Here is a 13413-nt window from a genome sequence, read left to right on the forward strand (position 1 = left end):
GGCCCCGGCCCCCACCCCCGGTCACCCGGCACCGTGCCGCCGGCCCGGTGCCCGAACCGCCCATCGGCCCGCCGTGATCCTCTTCGAAGATCCAAAGGGCGGTCGGATGGGGACGGAAGGGGGTTGTCCGCGCAGCCCGTACGTCGTACGGTCCCCGGCGACCCGCCCGGCATCGACGGCGGGCTCTTCTCACGGGGAAAGGAAGCACATGTCCGCGACGTACCGGGCACTCGCCTCGGTGGTCATGTTGATCGGTTTCTACGTCGTCGCGCTGCTGCAGCTCGCCGCGGTGGCCGCGCTCGGCGTGTGGTTGTTCCACCACACCACCGGCGCGGTGACCGTGAAGCTGCTGCTCCCGCTGCTGCTCGCCCTCGGTGCGGTGGCCGTCGGGATGTGGAAGGCGATCAGCACCAAGAGCGAACCGGCGCCCGGCCTGATCCTGAGCGAGCAGGGGGCACCGCTGCTCTGGGCGACCGTACGGGAGCTGGCGCAGGCGGTCGGCACCCGGGCGCCGGACGAGATCCGCCTGGTGCCGAACGTGAACGCGGCGGTCAGCGAGCAGAGCCGCCTGCTCGGCCTGCTCGGCGGCCGGCGCACCCTCTACGTCGGCCTGCCGCTGCTGCAGGGGATGCGGGTCGACCAGCTCCGGGCGGTGCTCGCCCACGAGCTCGGCCACTACTCGGGCAGCCACACCCGCCTGGGCGGGGTCGCCTACCGGGGCCGCCTGGCCATCGAGGAGACGATCGAGCGGATCAGCCCGCGCAACCCGATCGGGTGGGTCTTCAAGGGCTACTCGAAGCTCTACCTGCTGGTCGACCGGGCCAACGTGCGGCGGCAGGAGCTGGAGGCGGACCAGGCCGCGGTGCGCCTCGCCGGCCACGAGGCGATGACCTCCGCGCTGCGTACGCTGCCCGTGCTCGGCGCGGCCTGGAACTTCTACGAGACCCGGTACATCGACCCGGGCTGGGCGGCCGGGCTGGCGCCGGACGACTTCTTCGGCGGTTTCGGTCACCTGCTCGAGGCCCGCCGCGACGAGATCGACGAGCTGCGGGAGAACGCGCCGGACCGGGAGCCGTCCCGCTGGGACACCCACCCGCCGGTCGGGGTTCGAGTGGCCGCGATCGCCCAGATGGCCCCGGTGCCGGTGGCCCCGGACGACCGGCCCGCGTCGCTCATGCTGGCCGACGTGGCCGCCGCCGGCCGCGCCCTGCAGGGCGCCGTCGTGGCGTACGGGTCACGGCGCTCGTTGCCCTGGGCCCAGTTCACCGCGGAGTCGGTGGCCGCCTCGGTGCAGGAGCGGGCGGACCACCTCTACCGGGCGGCCGGCCGGTTCACCGGTACGCCGTCGCCGGGGCTGCCGGCCATTCTGGACCTGGTCCGCGCCGGCCGGCTCGGCGAGTTCGCCGAGCAGTTCTTCACCGGCGCCACCCGCAAGGAGGCCGCGGCCGCCTTCGCCGGGCCGATGGAGACACTGCTCGACAACGCGGCCGTCCGCTCCGGGCAGGCGTACTGGCAGCTCTCCTGGTCCGGTCCGGCTCAGCTGGTCGGCCGCTCCGGCGAGCCCTGGGACCTGGCCGAGATCGCGAAGCTGGCGGTCTCCCCGGAGACCCTGGACGAGGCGCTCGCCCGCCTGGCCGAGCGCGGTGTCGACGTGCGGCAGTCGACGGTGGTGCAGGCTCGCGCCTCCGCGCGCAACGCCGACCTGATCGGCGCCCTCGCCAACATCAAGATCGACGGCCGGGAGCACGACGTGTTCGTGCTGGACAACGGGCTGGTCCTGGTCCCCGACCCGGGGAAGTCCCACGAGGGCGAGAAGCGGCTCAAGCAGGTGCTCGGCGCGACGCCGATCGCCGAGCTGGCCAGCCGCCACCCGTACCTGCCGTACGAGGAGATCCGCTCGGTGGAGGTGACCAAGCGGGTGCCGCTGAAGGCGACGCTGACCCTGCACGACGGCCGGACGGTGCAGGTGCAGGAGCTGATGGCCAGCGAGCTGCTGGAGAAGCACAGCCGGGACACCCTGCTGCGGGTGTTCGAGCAGTTCGACGACTGACCGGACGCGGCGGCCGACCCCAGCGGGCCGGCCGCCGCGCGAGGGCGGCCGGCCGCCGCGTGGATCCCACGCGGGGCCGGCCGCGGTCGACGGTCAGGGTTGGGCGAGCCGCCCGGCGACGGCTGAGTCAACCGATGCGGCGGCCGCCCCGGCGACGGTCAGGGCCGCGCGAGACGATCGGCAACGGCCGCGATGTGCTCGTCGGACTCGGTCAGCGCCGCCCGGACGTGCCGGGCGCCGGCGGGGCCGTAGAAGATCCCGGCGGCGACCAGGATGCCCCGCCGGGCCAGCCAGTCGACGGTCTCCCAGCAGTCCTCGTCCCGGGTCATCCACAGGTAGAGCCCGGCCTCCGAGTGCTCGACCGTGAAGCCGGCGCCGGTGAACGCCGCGTACAGCCGCTCGCGCCGGGCGCGGTAGCGCTCCCGCTGCTCGTCGGCGTGCGCCTGGTCGCCGAGCGCGGCCACCATCGCCGCCTGCACCGGGGCGGGCACGATCATGCCGGCGTGCTTACGGATCTTGAGCAGTTCGGCCACCAGCGCCGGGTCACCGGCGACGAACCCGGCCCGGTAGCCGGCCAGGTTGGAGCGCTTGGAGAGCGAGTGCACCGCCAGCACCCCCTCGTACGACCCGCCGCAGACCTCGGGCGAGAGGATCGAGACGGGCTCGGCGTCCCAGCCCAGCGGCAGGTAGCACTCGTCGCTGGCCACCACCGCGCCGCGTTCGCGGGCCCAGTCGACGACCTTGCGCAGATGGGTGGCGGGCAGCACCCGCCCGGTCGGGTTGCCGGGCGAGTTGACCCAGACCAGCCGTACCCGGGGGGTGGGGCCGACCGCGGTCAGTGAGTCGGTGCGCATCGTGGTGGCGCCGGCCAGCCGGGCCCCGTCCTCGTAGGTCGGGTAGGCGATGGACGGCACCACCACCACGTCACCCGGCCCGACGCCGAGCAGGGTGGGCAGCCAGGCGACCAGTTCCTTGGAGCCGATCGTCGGCAGGACTCCGAGCCGGTCGACGCCCGCACCGCAGGCCCGGGCCACCCAGGCCGCGATGGCGTCGCGCAGCGCGGGGGTGCCCGCGGTGAGCGGGTAGCCCGGGGCGTTCGACGCGTCGGCCAGCGCCTGCCGGATCACCGGCGGCACCGGGTCGACGGGCGTGCCCATGGAGAGGTTGATGAGACCGTCCGGGTGCGCCGCGGCCGTCGCGGCCGCGGCGTCCAGGGTGTCCCAGGTGAACTCGGGCAGCCGCGACGAGACCGGCGCGGGCCGGTTCAGTGGCCCTCTCCGCGCGGCGGCTGGGCGGCCACGAACGTCGCGTCCTTGTCCACCTTGCCGATCTTGGAGGCGCCGCCGGGCGAGCCCAGGTCCTCGAAGAACTCGTAGTTGGCCCCGGTGTAGTCCTTCCACTGCTCCGGGACGTCGTCCTCGTAGAAGATCGCTTCGACCGGGCAGACCGGCTCACAGGCACCGCAGTCGACGCACTCGTCGGGGTGGATGTAGAGCATCCGGTTGCCCTCGTAGATGCAGTCGACCGGGCACTCCTCGATGCATGCCTTGTCGAGCACATCCACGCACGGCTCGGCGATGATGTAGGTCACCGGTCTTCTCCTCCGCAAGACTCATCGCGATCACCCGCGACGGTAAGAGCCTAGTATCTCGCCGGGGAGGGGGTCGATCGTGCTCCGACAGCAGGACGTAGGACACCGGATCGTGGTCCGCCGGATTGTGGGGATTCGCGAGGGCAGACCGCTCTTCTCCGACGCGCTCGGCGATCTGGTCGAGCTGAGCGAGACCCACATCACGTTGGCCACCGACCAGGGGCGGCTCCGGGTCCCGGTCGGCGAGGTGCACCGGGCCAAGCGGGTTCCGGCGGCCCGCCGGCCCACCGCCACCGCGGTGGCCGCGTTGGAACTGGCCGCCGACGAGGCCTGGCCCGCCCCGGTACGCGGGCGGCTCGGCGACTGGCTGCTGCGCAGCGCCGCGGGCTGGACCGGCCGGGCCAACTCGGCGCTGCCGGTGGGCGATCCCGACCGTCCGCTGCCCGCCGCGCTGGACGCCGTGCAACGCTGGTACGCCGACCACGGCCAGCCGGCCCTGGTGAACACCCCGCTGCCGCTCGCCGCGCCGGTCGGAGCGGAGCTGGACGCCCGCGGCTGGGCGGCCCGACCCCCGGTGCTGGTGCAGACCGCCCCGCTCGCCGCGCTGGCCGCACCCGCGGCGCCACCCGCCCGGCGGGCCGGCGCCGGCCTGCCCCCGGTCGAGCTCACCCCGAGCCCGTCGGACGACTGGCTGGCGATAGCCGCGGGCCGCAAGGGCGGCCTGCCGGATGCCGCCCGGCACGTGCTCACCGCCGTGGAGAAGATCCGCTTCGCCCACCTGTACGCCGACGGCCGGCTGCTCGCCGTCGGCCGGGGCACGGTGACCGGCGAGGGCCGTTGGCTCGGCCTGACCCTGATCGAGGTGCTGCCCGAGGCGCGCCGGCAGGGGTTCGCCGGCCGGGTGATCCGAGCGCTGGTCGACTGGGGCGCGGCGGAGGGCGCCACGCGCGCGTTCCTCCAGGTGGAGCAGCGCAACACCCCGGCGGTGAACCTCTACCGGGGGCTCGGCTTCACCACCCACCACACCTATCTGACCCGGGTCGCCTCGGCCTGACCGGCCGGGGCGGGGCCAGGATCAGCGGCGGACCACCTTGCGCGGCTTGGCCGCCTTCAGCTCGGCGAACCGCTTGAGCTGCTGCGAGCGGTAGTCCCGACCCAGCGCGGTGAGGCTCAGGTAGCCCACCAGCACGCCGGCCACGGTGGCCGCCAGGTAGAGCCAGATCTGGGCGAAGAACAGCCCGGCGCCCCCGCCGAACGGGTTGTCCCCGACCAGCAGCGGACCGACGAACACGGTCAGCGCCAGCGCCACGGCGACCGCGGCGCCCAGGTCACCGGCCAGCCTGCCCAGCGGCCGGTCGGCACCCCAGCGGAAGGCCAGCACCGCGAGGACCAGCCCGATCGCCATGAACATCGCCAGGGACACCCGGTCGTTGGCGGTGTCGTCGTTCGGGAACGCGAACTTGGACACCAGCCGGGCCACCACGTTGACCACGAACAGCGCCGCCGCCAGCACGCCGACCGCGCGCCACCGCTCCCTCATCGCACGCCTCCCGCCGTAGCGCCCGCCCTCGCGGCGGGCTCCCTGGCAGGAATATCTACCACCGCAGCCTGTGCGACGTCTGCACCCGTCCGGGCCGAAGTGCGTCGCACCGGGTCTTCGGGGCCGGCCCGATCCGGGCCCGCGCCGGTCGGGTCGGCCGCTCCGCCCGTCACGGCCGCCGTGACCGACTACGCTCCGCAACGACCGACTGTCGATCACTCAGCGTGAGAGCCCGCATCGCAGCCGGAAGACCTCTCTCGGCCCTTTGCTCTGCAGCCACGGACGCAGCACCGCTCTGAACTGGCCTTTCCGTCGCAAGCAGGATCGCGCACTGACCCGAGCGAAGTTACGCAACGTTACTGCTGCGTCGATGGCTGCAGAGCAAAGGCAGCGAAGACCTTCCGCCCTCTCCGACTCCGAAATCACCGAGCGTCATCGACCTGCAGCCCGGGCCGATCCACCGGACGCGCCCACCGACGCGCCCCGAGCTTCGTCGATCTACGGCCCGGGCCGGGCCGCCGGATGCGCCCACCGGGACGGGGCGCTGCTGCCCGCCCTCGATCCGTGCCGCGTCGACCTCGCACGGCTCATCTCAGGCGGTGACGGCCTCAGCGGGCGGTCGGGGGCACCACGAGCTGCCGGAAACCCAGCACCGCGAAGGTGATCGCGCCGGCCACGACCAGCGCCACGCCGAGCAGGTTGTCGCCGCTCAGCCCGAGGTCGCCCTCGGTGGTCCGGAGCCCGCCGGCGACGATCACCACGAACCAGGGCAGGGCCGGCAGCGCGACCGCCCAGCGGGCGCCGACCGCGGCGTGGGCGAACGAGGCCACCAGCATCGTCAGCACCACCACCGCGGCGATTCCGCCCACCGCGAGCGCCGTGCCGACCAGGCCCTTGGCCGCACCGCCGGACAGGCCCTTGACCACCTGCCACGCCCAGGTGGCGAAGAGCAGATCCAGCACCGCGGCCAGCACGCCGGCCCAGACCGCCACCACGCCGCCGGCGACGCGCAGGGCGACGTCCAGTGCCCGCGCCGGCCGGGCCGGCGGCGCGGCGGGCTGCTGCTCGGGGGCGACCGACATCGGTACGGCCGGCAGCGTCACCGGAGGCCGGCCGCCGCGACCGGGGACCGGTCCGGCCGGTCCAGCGGGAGCCCGGCGAAGAGGTCGTCCTCCCAGCCGTACGGGCCGTTGCCCGGGCCCTTCTCGCCGACCGCGAGGGTGAAGTATTCGACGCCCATGAACTCGGCGCCGAAGTTGCCGGCGATCGAGTAGAGCCAGGAGGTGGCCGGGATCTGGGTGGCGTGGGCGCGCATGGCCGCCTCCTTGGCGGCGTGCCGCTCGGTGGCGTCGATCCGCGCGGCGATCTCCGGATCCGGCGTGCCGAACGGCAGGTCGTCGGCGCTGTCGATGCCGGCGAAGGGGTTGTCCGAGGCCTCGGTGAAGGCGTCCAGGCCGGCCTCCAGCACGCTGCGCGGCATCGCCGTCCAGTAGACCTTGGCCGGGGCGATCCCCTCCGCGACGGCCAGCTCGTGGGCGCGCATCGCCACCCGGTGCGCCTGGATGTGGTCCGGGTGGCCGTAGAAGCCGTTCGGGTCGTACGTGATCATGACCTGCGGGCGGACCTCGCGCATGATCTCCAGGAGGTGGCCGGCGGCCTCGTCGAGGTCGGCACCCCAGAAGGCCCGGGGGTGCTCGTTGGTGGGCAGGCCCATCATGCCGGAATCGCGGTAGTGGCCCGCGCCGCCGAGGAAGCGGTGGTCGGTGACGCCGAGCGCGGCGCAGGCGGCGCTCAGCTCGCCGATCCGATAGCCACCGAGCTGGTCGGCCTCGGCCGCGGCGAGCTGGGTCAGCTCCGGCACGTGGATCTCGCCCTCCTCGCCCAGCGTGCAGGTCACCAGGGTGACGTGAGCGCCCGTGGCCGCGTAGTGGGCCATCGTCGAGCCGGTGCCGATGGACTCGTCGTCGGGATGCGCGTGGACCAGCAGGAGGCGTCGATCGGGCAGCTTCGTCACGACCGTCACTCTATCCGGCGGTCCTCCTCCACCGAGGCTGGCGCGTCCGCGCAGGTCGGCCACATCACGCCCGGCGCGCCTCTACGATCCGAGGCGTGGACTATCCCGAGCTGGCCGCCCGTACCCGTCGGTTCAGCCACGGGGCGCCGCGCGCCGTCTCCGTCGCGGACGACGGCTCCCGGGTGATCTTCCTGCGCTCCTCTGGGCCGGAGGACCCGGCCGACGCGCTCTGGCTGCTGGACGTCGCATCCGGCGAGGAGCGGCTGGTCGCCGACCCGGGGGTGCTGCTCGGCTCGGAGAGCGACCCGGCCGCGCTGGCCCCGGGCGAGCGGGCGCTGCGCGAGCGGCTGCGGCTCGCCGCCGGCGGCATCGGCTCGTACGCCCTGGACGCCGCCGGCCGGGTGGCCGCGTTCGCGCTGGCCGGCCGCCTGTTCCGGGCCGACCTGCTGCACGGCGACGTGGTCGAGGTGGCCGCGATCGGCCCGGTGATCGACCCCCGCCCCGACCCCACCGGCGAGCGGCTGGCCTACGTCACCGACGCCGCCGAGGGGGTACGCCGGGGCCAGCTGCGGGTGGTCGAGCCGGACGGCACCGACAACCTCCTCGCCGGTGAGGACAGCGGCGTGACCTGGGGGCTCGCCGAGCACATCGCGGCGGAGGAGTTCGACCGGTTCCGCGGCTACTGGTGGGCCCCGGACGGGCGCTCGGTGCTGGCCGCCCGGGTGGACGAGTCCCGGCTGCCGCACTGGCACCTGCACGACCCGGCCGACCCGGCGAGCCCACCGACGACCGTCGCGTACCCCCGGGCGGGCGGACCGAACGCGGAGGTCAGCCTGCACCTGCTCGACCTCGACGGCGGCTGGGTCGACGTGCACTGGGACCGGGAGACCTACCCGTACCTGACCTCGGTCGACTGGGCGGACGGCGGGCCGCTGATCACCGTGCTGCGCCGCTCGCAGCAGCACGGGCTGGTGCTCGCGGTCGACCCGCGTACCGGGGAGACGCAGGTGCACGCGGAGCTGGCCGACCCGCGCTGGGTGGAGCCGATCCCGGGCACCCCGGCGCACCTGCCGGACGGCCGGGTGCTGGTCGGCGGCGAGCTGGCCCACGACGGGTACGACGCGCGGTGCCTGTTCGCCGACGGCACCCTGCTCACCCCGCCCTCGCTCTACGTACGCCGGGTGGTGGGGCGGCTGCCCACCAGCGGCGGCGGGCCGACCGACCTGCTGGTGGAGGCGAGCGAGGGCGAGCCGAGCCAGCGCCACCTCTACCGGGTGCGCACGGTGATCGGCGGCGGGGTGGACGCCCGCCGGATGGGCAGCGACCCGGGCTGGCACACCGCCGCGATCGGCGGCGCCACGCTGGTGGTCGGTGCCGCCTCGCTGGAGCACCCGGGCATCCGCTGGTCGGTGTGGCACGGCGACCGGGAGGTGGGCGAGCTGCGCTCGCTGGCCGCGGTCCCGCCGTACGCGCCGCGGCCCATGATGGTCCGGGTGACCGACCGGCGGCTGCCGAGCGCGGTGCTCTACCCGGGCGAGCACGTCAAGGGCACGAAGCTGCCGGTGCTGCTGGACGTCTACGGCGGGCCGGGGCACCAGGAGGTGATCGCCACCCGGGCGGCCTGGCTGGAGCGGCAGTGGTGGGCGGAGCAGGGCTTCGCCGTGGTGACCATCGACAACCGCGGCACCCCGGGCATCGCCCCGTCGTTCGAGAAGGCGATCCACCGCCGGGTGGCCGACGTGATCCTGAGCGACCAGGTGGACGCGCTGACCGCGCTCGCCGGCAAGCACCCGGATCTCGACCTGGCCCGGGTGGCGGTGCGGGGCTGGTCGTTCGGCGGCTGGCTGGCCGGGTTGGCGGTGCTGCGCCACCCGGAGCTGTTCCGCTGCGCGATCGTCGGCGCCCCGGTCACCGACTGGGCGCTGTACGACACCGCGTACACCGAGCGCTACCTGGGCATGCCGGACGACGGGATGGACGTCTACGCCCACCACTCGCTGGTCGAGCTGGCCGCCGAACCGGTCGGCGACCCGGCGCAGGCCCGGCCGATGCTGCTGGTGCACGGCCTGGTCGACGACAACGTGGTGGCCGCGCACACGCTGCGGCTCTCCGCGGCGCTGCTGGCCGCCGGCCGGCCGCACGCCGTGCTGCCGCTCACCGGGGCCAGCCACATGGCCGCCGGGGGCGTCGCGGAACGGCTGCTCCGCCTGGAGCTGGACTTCCTCCGCCGGAACCTGTGACGAAGAAGGGCCCCTCCCTGACGCCGGGCGTCAGGTAGGGGCCCCTCTCTCAGGCCGTCACTGCTTCACGTAGGCGTCCACGAAGCTGGGCCAGCCGAAGATGCTGCCGATGAAGAGGCCGCCGGCCTTCTCGCCGTGGGCGACGGAGACCACCTCGTTGTACAGCGGCACCGCCGGCGCCGACTCCTTCATGAGCCGCTCGTCGAGCTTGCTCCACTCCTCGGCCTGCTTCGACGGGTCCTCCGCGAGCACCCGGTCGAACTCGGCGTTGATGGCGTCGTTGTTGAGCTGGGACGTGTTGCTGTTGCCCTCGGCCTTGATGTTCCGGCCGTCGAAGAGCACCGGCAGGATCGAAGCGCCGCTGGGCCAGTCCGCCGCCCACGAGTCGACCCAGATGTCCCACGGGTTGGTCTTCTTCTTCACGAAGTCGAGGTAGCCGTCCTCGGGGATCGGCTTGATGGTGACGGTGAAGCCGGCCTTCTCCAGGGCGTTCTTGACCTGGGTCGCCGTCTCCTGCGACGGGGTGTCGTCGGAGGTGCCGAGCACCAGGTTCACCGTCTTGCCGGCGAGCAGTTCCTTCGCCTTGTCCGGGTTGCCGCTCTCGCCGGCCGGGTACGCGTCGAACTTCTTGTAGCCGAGCGTGGTGGGCGGCAGCAGCGTGGTCAGCGGCACGGCGCCGTACGGGCCGCCGAGGTTCTTGGTGATGCTGCTGCGGTCGATCGCGTAGTTGATCGCCTGCCGCACGGACAGGTCGGTGACCCGCGAGGTGTTGATGCTCAGCCGGTACGCGTTCGGCGTCGCCGCGACGATCATCCGCTCCTTGAGCGTGGCGTCGCCGGTGACCTTGGCGATCAGCTCGGAGGGAACGCCACCGGTGGCCACCGCCGCGGCGTCGTTGCCGGTGCCAGCGAGCACCCGGTTGGTCTGGGTGGCGTTGTCCGCGCCCAACGACCAGATGAACTTGTCCGGGTAGGCGTGCCGCACCGCGTCGGTCGCCGGGTCCCAGTTCGGGTTGCGCTCGAGCACCATCTCCACGCCGGGCTTGTGGCTGGTGATCTTGTACGGCCCGGACGAGAACGGCTGGAGGTCGAGGTTGACGCCGGTGTCCTTGTCCGGCGGCAGCGGCGCGGTGGCCGGCAGCGACACGGCGAACGGCAGGTCACAGCGCGGCTTGTTGAACTCGAAGCGCAGCGTGTGGTCGTCCGGCGTGGTCAGGCCCGGCGGCAGCGAGGTCTTGTTGGCCTTGAAGTTCCACTTGGTGTCGTACTGCGGGCTGTCGACCAGCCACTCCTGCAGGTAGGTCGGGCCGCCGGTGAGGTCCGGGTCGAACGAGCGGGCGATCCCGTACGCGATCTCCTTCGACGTGATCGGGCGGCCGTCCTCGAACTTCACCCCCTGCTTGATCTTGAATTCCCAGACCTTGCAGTCGTTGTTGACGTTCTTGCCGGGGGTCTCGGCCAGGTCGCCGACCAGGGTCACGTTGCCCTTGCCGTCGTCCTTGAACGTGGTGAGGTAGCGGGCGTAGAGCTGGCTCCCCATCAGGCCGGCGAACGAGTAGACCCGCTGCGGGTCCAGGTGGGAGATCTTGTTCTCCCGCAGGATGTAGAAGGTCCCGCCCTTGGCCGCGCCGGGCACCTCCGGCGCCGGGCCGAGCGAGTCCTTGGGGTCGGTCGCGATGGCGCCGGTGCGCGGCTTGTTGTTGTCCACGCTGTCGGCGTTGTCGCCGGTGTTCTTGCTGCATGCACTGAGGGCAACCACCAGTGCCATCGCACCGCCCATGGCGGTGGCGAGTCTTGCTCGCATACTCACTCCTCCGGGTCCGATGAAGGAAAGCTTCGCCTAGCTTTCGCTCGCGGTAAATTTCGAGCAGATAACGGGGGCACAACGATCGGCACCCGGGCTACGGGGGGTCAGCCGAGGCGTACCCGCGGGTCGATGAACGCGTAGAGCAGGTCGACCACGATGTTCGCGATGACCACGAAGAGCGCGGAGATCAACACGGTGGCCATGATGGTCGGCAGGTCACCCTGACGGACCGCCTCCACCGCGGTACGCCCCAGCCCCTGGATGCCGAAGGTGGTCTCGGTGATGACGGTGCCGCCGAGCGCGGCGCCCACGTCCAGGCCGGCGATCGTCACGATCGGCGTGATCGCCGCCCGCAGCGCGTGCCGCCCGTAGACCTTCCGCTTCGCCACGCCCTTGGCCCGGGCCGTCCGCACGAAGTCCTCGGAGAGCGTCTCGAGCATCTGGGCCCGGGACAGCCGCGCGTAGATCGCGGAGAAGAGCAGGGCCAGGGTCAACCAGGCGAGCACCAACCCACGGGCCCACTCCACCGGATTGTCGAAGATCGGCGTGTACCGCGGTGTCGGCAGGATCTTCAGCGAGTAGACGAAGATCAGCAGCAGCACGGCCCCGACGAAGTAGAGCTGCAACGAGGCGAAGGTCAGCGTGAGCCCGATCGAGACGCGGTCGAGCAGCGAACCTCTCCGGAGTGCCGATATCATCCCGAGCCCCACCCCGATGGCGAGCCACAGCACCGCCGCCGGGAGCACGATGTTCAGCGTCACCGGCAGCACCCGGGCGAAGGTGTCGCTGACCGCCTCGCTGTTGACGTAGGAGTAGCCGAGACAGGGCGCCTCGCACTTGCCGCCCTGCGCGCTGCCCAGGTCGCGGCCGACGAAGATGCCCTTCATGTAGTTGACGTACTGCTGCGGCTTCGGATCGTTCAGCCCCAGCTCGGTACGCACCCGCTCCAGGCGCTCGGCGTTGCAGTTCTTCGGGCACATGCCGGTCACCGGATCGCGGGGCAGCGCGAAGAACATCAGGAAGCTGACGACGCTCACCGCGAGCAGCACCGAGACCGCCAGCAGCAGCCGCTTCAGCAGGAACCGCACCATGTGCCGAACCCCTTACCGTGACGACTTCGGGTCGAGCGCGTCGCGCAGCGCGTCGCCGAAGAGGTTGAACGCCAGCACGAGCGCGAAGATGGTGATGCCGGGGAAGAAGACGTACGCCGGGTCGGTCTGCAGGTAGTCGATGCTGCGGTAGATCATCCGGCCGAAGCTGGGCACCGACTCGGGCAACCCGACGCCGAGGAAGGACAGTGCCGCCTCGCCCGTCACGTACGACGGCACGGCGAGCGAGAACGCCACCAGGATCGGGGCCCAGATGTTCGGCAGCAGTTGCCGGAAGAGCATGTGCCACAGCCCGGCCCCGCTGGCCCGGGCCGCCTCCACGAACTCCCGCTCGCGCAGCGACACCACCTGTCCGCGTACCAGTCGGGCGGTGCCGGTCCAGCCGAACGCGGCGAAGACCACGATCAGCGTGGTGACCGCGAACCAGGTCGGGATCGCGTCGCGGGGACCGTAGAAGCGCAGCGAGAACGTCGGCACCACGGCCAGCGCGAAGACGAGGAACGGCATCGCCAGCGCGACGTCGGTGAACCAACCGATCACCGCGTCGACCACGCCGCCCAGGTAGCCGGCGATGATCCCGAGCACCACGCCGATCGTCGTGGTCACCACGGCGGCGCCGAGCGCGATCAGCAGGGAGGTGCGGATGCCGTAGATCATCCGGATGAAGATGTCCCGGCCCAGGCCCGGTTCGAGTCCGAACCAGTGGTCGCCGCTGACCCCGCCGACGTAGCCGAGCGGCATGCCGGTGGCGTCCAGCAGGTCCCCGAACTGCTGGCTCGGCGACGTCCCGTAGAGCCGCGAGATCAGCGGCGCCGCCACCGCCGCCAGGATGAGCAGGACCAGCACGATGCCGCTGACCAGCGCGGTGCGGTCGCGTCGCAGCCGGTTCCAGACCAGTTGGCCGGGTGAACGCCCGACGAGTCCCTTCTGCTCCGAACCCTCACCGGTGGACTCGATCTCGGCGAGTGCCACGCCCTCGACCGGGGACAGGCTCATTTCGACACCTCCTCGGCGGTCGCGCCGACCGGCCCGGAGTCCTGGCTGATCGTTCCCGTCTCCGGGA

At 72.6% G+C, this 13413-nt stretch carries 11 protein-coding genes; 3 read left to right on the forward strand and 8 right to left on the reverse strand.

Going from position 1 to position 13413, the window contains the following annotated elements:
- Window positions 1-208: 208 nt before the first annotated feature.
- A complete protein-coding gene (locus tag ACY34I_RS16865) occupies window positions 209-2050 on the forward strand; it encodes a M48 family metallopeptidase (RefSeq protein ID WP_462755943.1) in 1842 nt (613 codons plus the stop codon).
- A 158-nt stretch (window positions 2051-2208) separates the two neighbouring features.
- On the opposite strand, the gene dapC is transcribed toward ACY34I_RS16865, so the two are convergent.
- Window positions 2209-3318, reverse strand: coding sequence for a succinyldiaminopimelate transaminase (dapC, locus tag ACY34I_RS16870; protein WP_462755964.1), 1110 nt, complete (start codon window positions 3316-3318; stop codon window positions 2209-2211).
- Complete coding sequence (gene fdxA, locus ACY34I_RS16875; RefSeq protein WP_148795702.1) at window positions 3315-3641, reverse strand: ferredoxin; 327 nt, start codon at window positions 3639-3641, stop codon at window positions 3315-3317. Before fdxA ends, dapC begins: the two co-directional genes overlap by 4 nt.
- Before the next feature lie 79 nt (window positions 3642-3720).
- Between fdxA and ACY34I_RS16880 the strand changes: the two genes are divergently transcribed.
- Window positions 3721-4695, forward strand: a complete 975-nt coding sequence (locus ACY34I_RS16880) for a GNAT family N-acetyltransferase (RefSeq protein WP_462755944.1) — start codon at window positions 3721-3723, stop codon at window positions 4693-4695.
- 21 nt (window positions 4696-4716) lie between these two features.
- Here the strand turns inward: ACY34I_RS16880 and ACY34I_RS16885 are convergent, their stop codons facing one another.
- From ACY34I_RS16885 to mshB, 3 genes are all read right to left on the reverse strand, one after another.
- On the reverse strand, window positions 4717-5181 hold the full coding sequence (locus tag ACY34I_RS16885) for a hypothetical protein (RefSeq protein WP_462755945.1): 465 nt from the start codon (window positions 5179-5181) through the stop codon (window positions 4717-4719).
- Window positions 5182-5789: 608 nt separating this feature from the next.
- Window positions 5790-6263, reverse strand: coding sequence for a hypothetical protein (locus ACY34I_RS16890; RefSeq protein ID WP_462755946.1), 474 nt, complete (start codon window positions 6261-6263; stop codon window positions 5790-5792).
- A gap of 17 nt (window positions 6264-6280) precedes the next feature.
- Entirely contained in the window at window positions 6281-7204 is a 924-nt protein-coding gene (gene mshB / locus ACY34I_RS16895; protein WP_462755947.1) for an N-acetyl-1-D-myo-inositol-2-amino-2-deoxy-alpha-D-glucopyranoside deacetylase, read from the reverse strand.
- 86 nt (window positions 7205-7290) lie between these two features.
- On the opposite strand from mshB, the gene ACY34I_RS16900 reads away from it, so the two are divergent.
- Window positions 7291-9435, forward strand: a complete 2145-nt coding sequence (locus tag ACY34I_RS16900; RefSeq protein ID WP_462755948.1) for a S9 family peptidase — start codon at window positions 7291-7293, stop codon at window positions 9433-9435.
- 57 nt (window positions 9436-9492) lie between these two features.
- Here the strand turns inward: ACY34I_RS16900 and ACY34I_RS16905 are convergent, their stop codons facing one another.
- The 3 genes from ACY34I_RS16905 to ACY34I_RS16915 all read right to left on the reverse strand — a co-directional run bounded on the left by ACY34I_RS16905 (window position 9493) and on the right by ACY34I_RS16915 (window position 13346).
- Complete coding sequence (locus ACY34I_RS16905; RefSeq protein ID WP_462755949.1) at window positions 9493-11238, reverse strand: ABC transporter substrate-binding protein; 1746 nt, start codon at window positions 11236-11238, stop codon at window positions 9493-9495.
- 107 nt (window positions 11239-11345) lie between these two features.
- The gene (locus ACY34I_RS16910; protein ID WP_462755950.1) at window positions 11346-12332 is read right to left on the reverse strand and encodes an ABC transporter permease; all 987 of its coding nucleotides are present in this window, start codon (window positions 12330-12332) and stop codon (window positions 11346-11348) included.
- A gap of 12 nt (window positions 12333-12344) precedes the next feature.
- Window positions 12345-13346: an ABC transporter permease gene (locus ACY34I_RS16915; protein ID WP_462755951.1), complete on the reverse strand. Its 1002-nt coding sequence runs from the start codon at window positions 13344-13346 to the stop codon at window positions 12345-12347.
- Between the last annotated feature and the right edge of the window lie 67 nt (window positions 13347-13413).

Source organism: Micromonospora sp. RTBAU3-60 (assembly GCF_054963695.1).

What these genes read in the sequence shown, in the direction of transcription:
- ACY34I_RS16865 (WP_462755943.1), top strand. Translation starts at nt 209, where the DNA reads ATGTCCGCGACGTACCGGGCACTCGCCTCGGTGGTCATGTTGATCGGT.
- ACY34I_RS16885 (WP_462755945.1), bottom strand. Translation starts at nt 5,181, where the DNA reads ATGAGGGAGCGGTGGCGCGCGGTCGGCGTGCTGGCGGCGGCGCTGTTC.
- ACY34I_RS16890 (WP_462755946.1), bottom strand. Translation starts at nt 6,263, where the DNA reads ATGTCGGTCGCCCCCGAGCAGCAGCCCGCCGCGCCGCCGGCCCGGCCG.
- ACY34I_RS16905 (WP_462755949.1), bottom strand. Translation starts at nt 11,238, where the DNA reads ATGCGAGCAAGACTCGCCACCGCCATGGGCGGTGCGATGGCACTGGTG.
- ACY34I_RS16910 (WP_462755950.1), bottom strand. Translation starts at nt 12,332, where the DNA reads ATGGTGCGGTTCCTGCTGAAGCGGCTGCTGCTGGCGGTCTCGGTGCTG.
- ACY34I_RS16915 (WP_462755951.1), bottom strand. Translation starts at nt 13,346, where the DNA reads ATGAGCCTGTCCCCGGTCGAGGGCGTGGCACTCGCCGAGATCGAGTCC.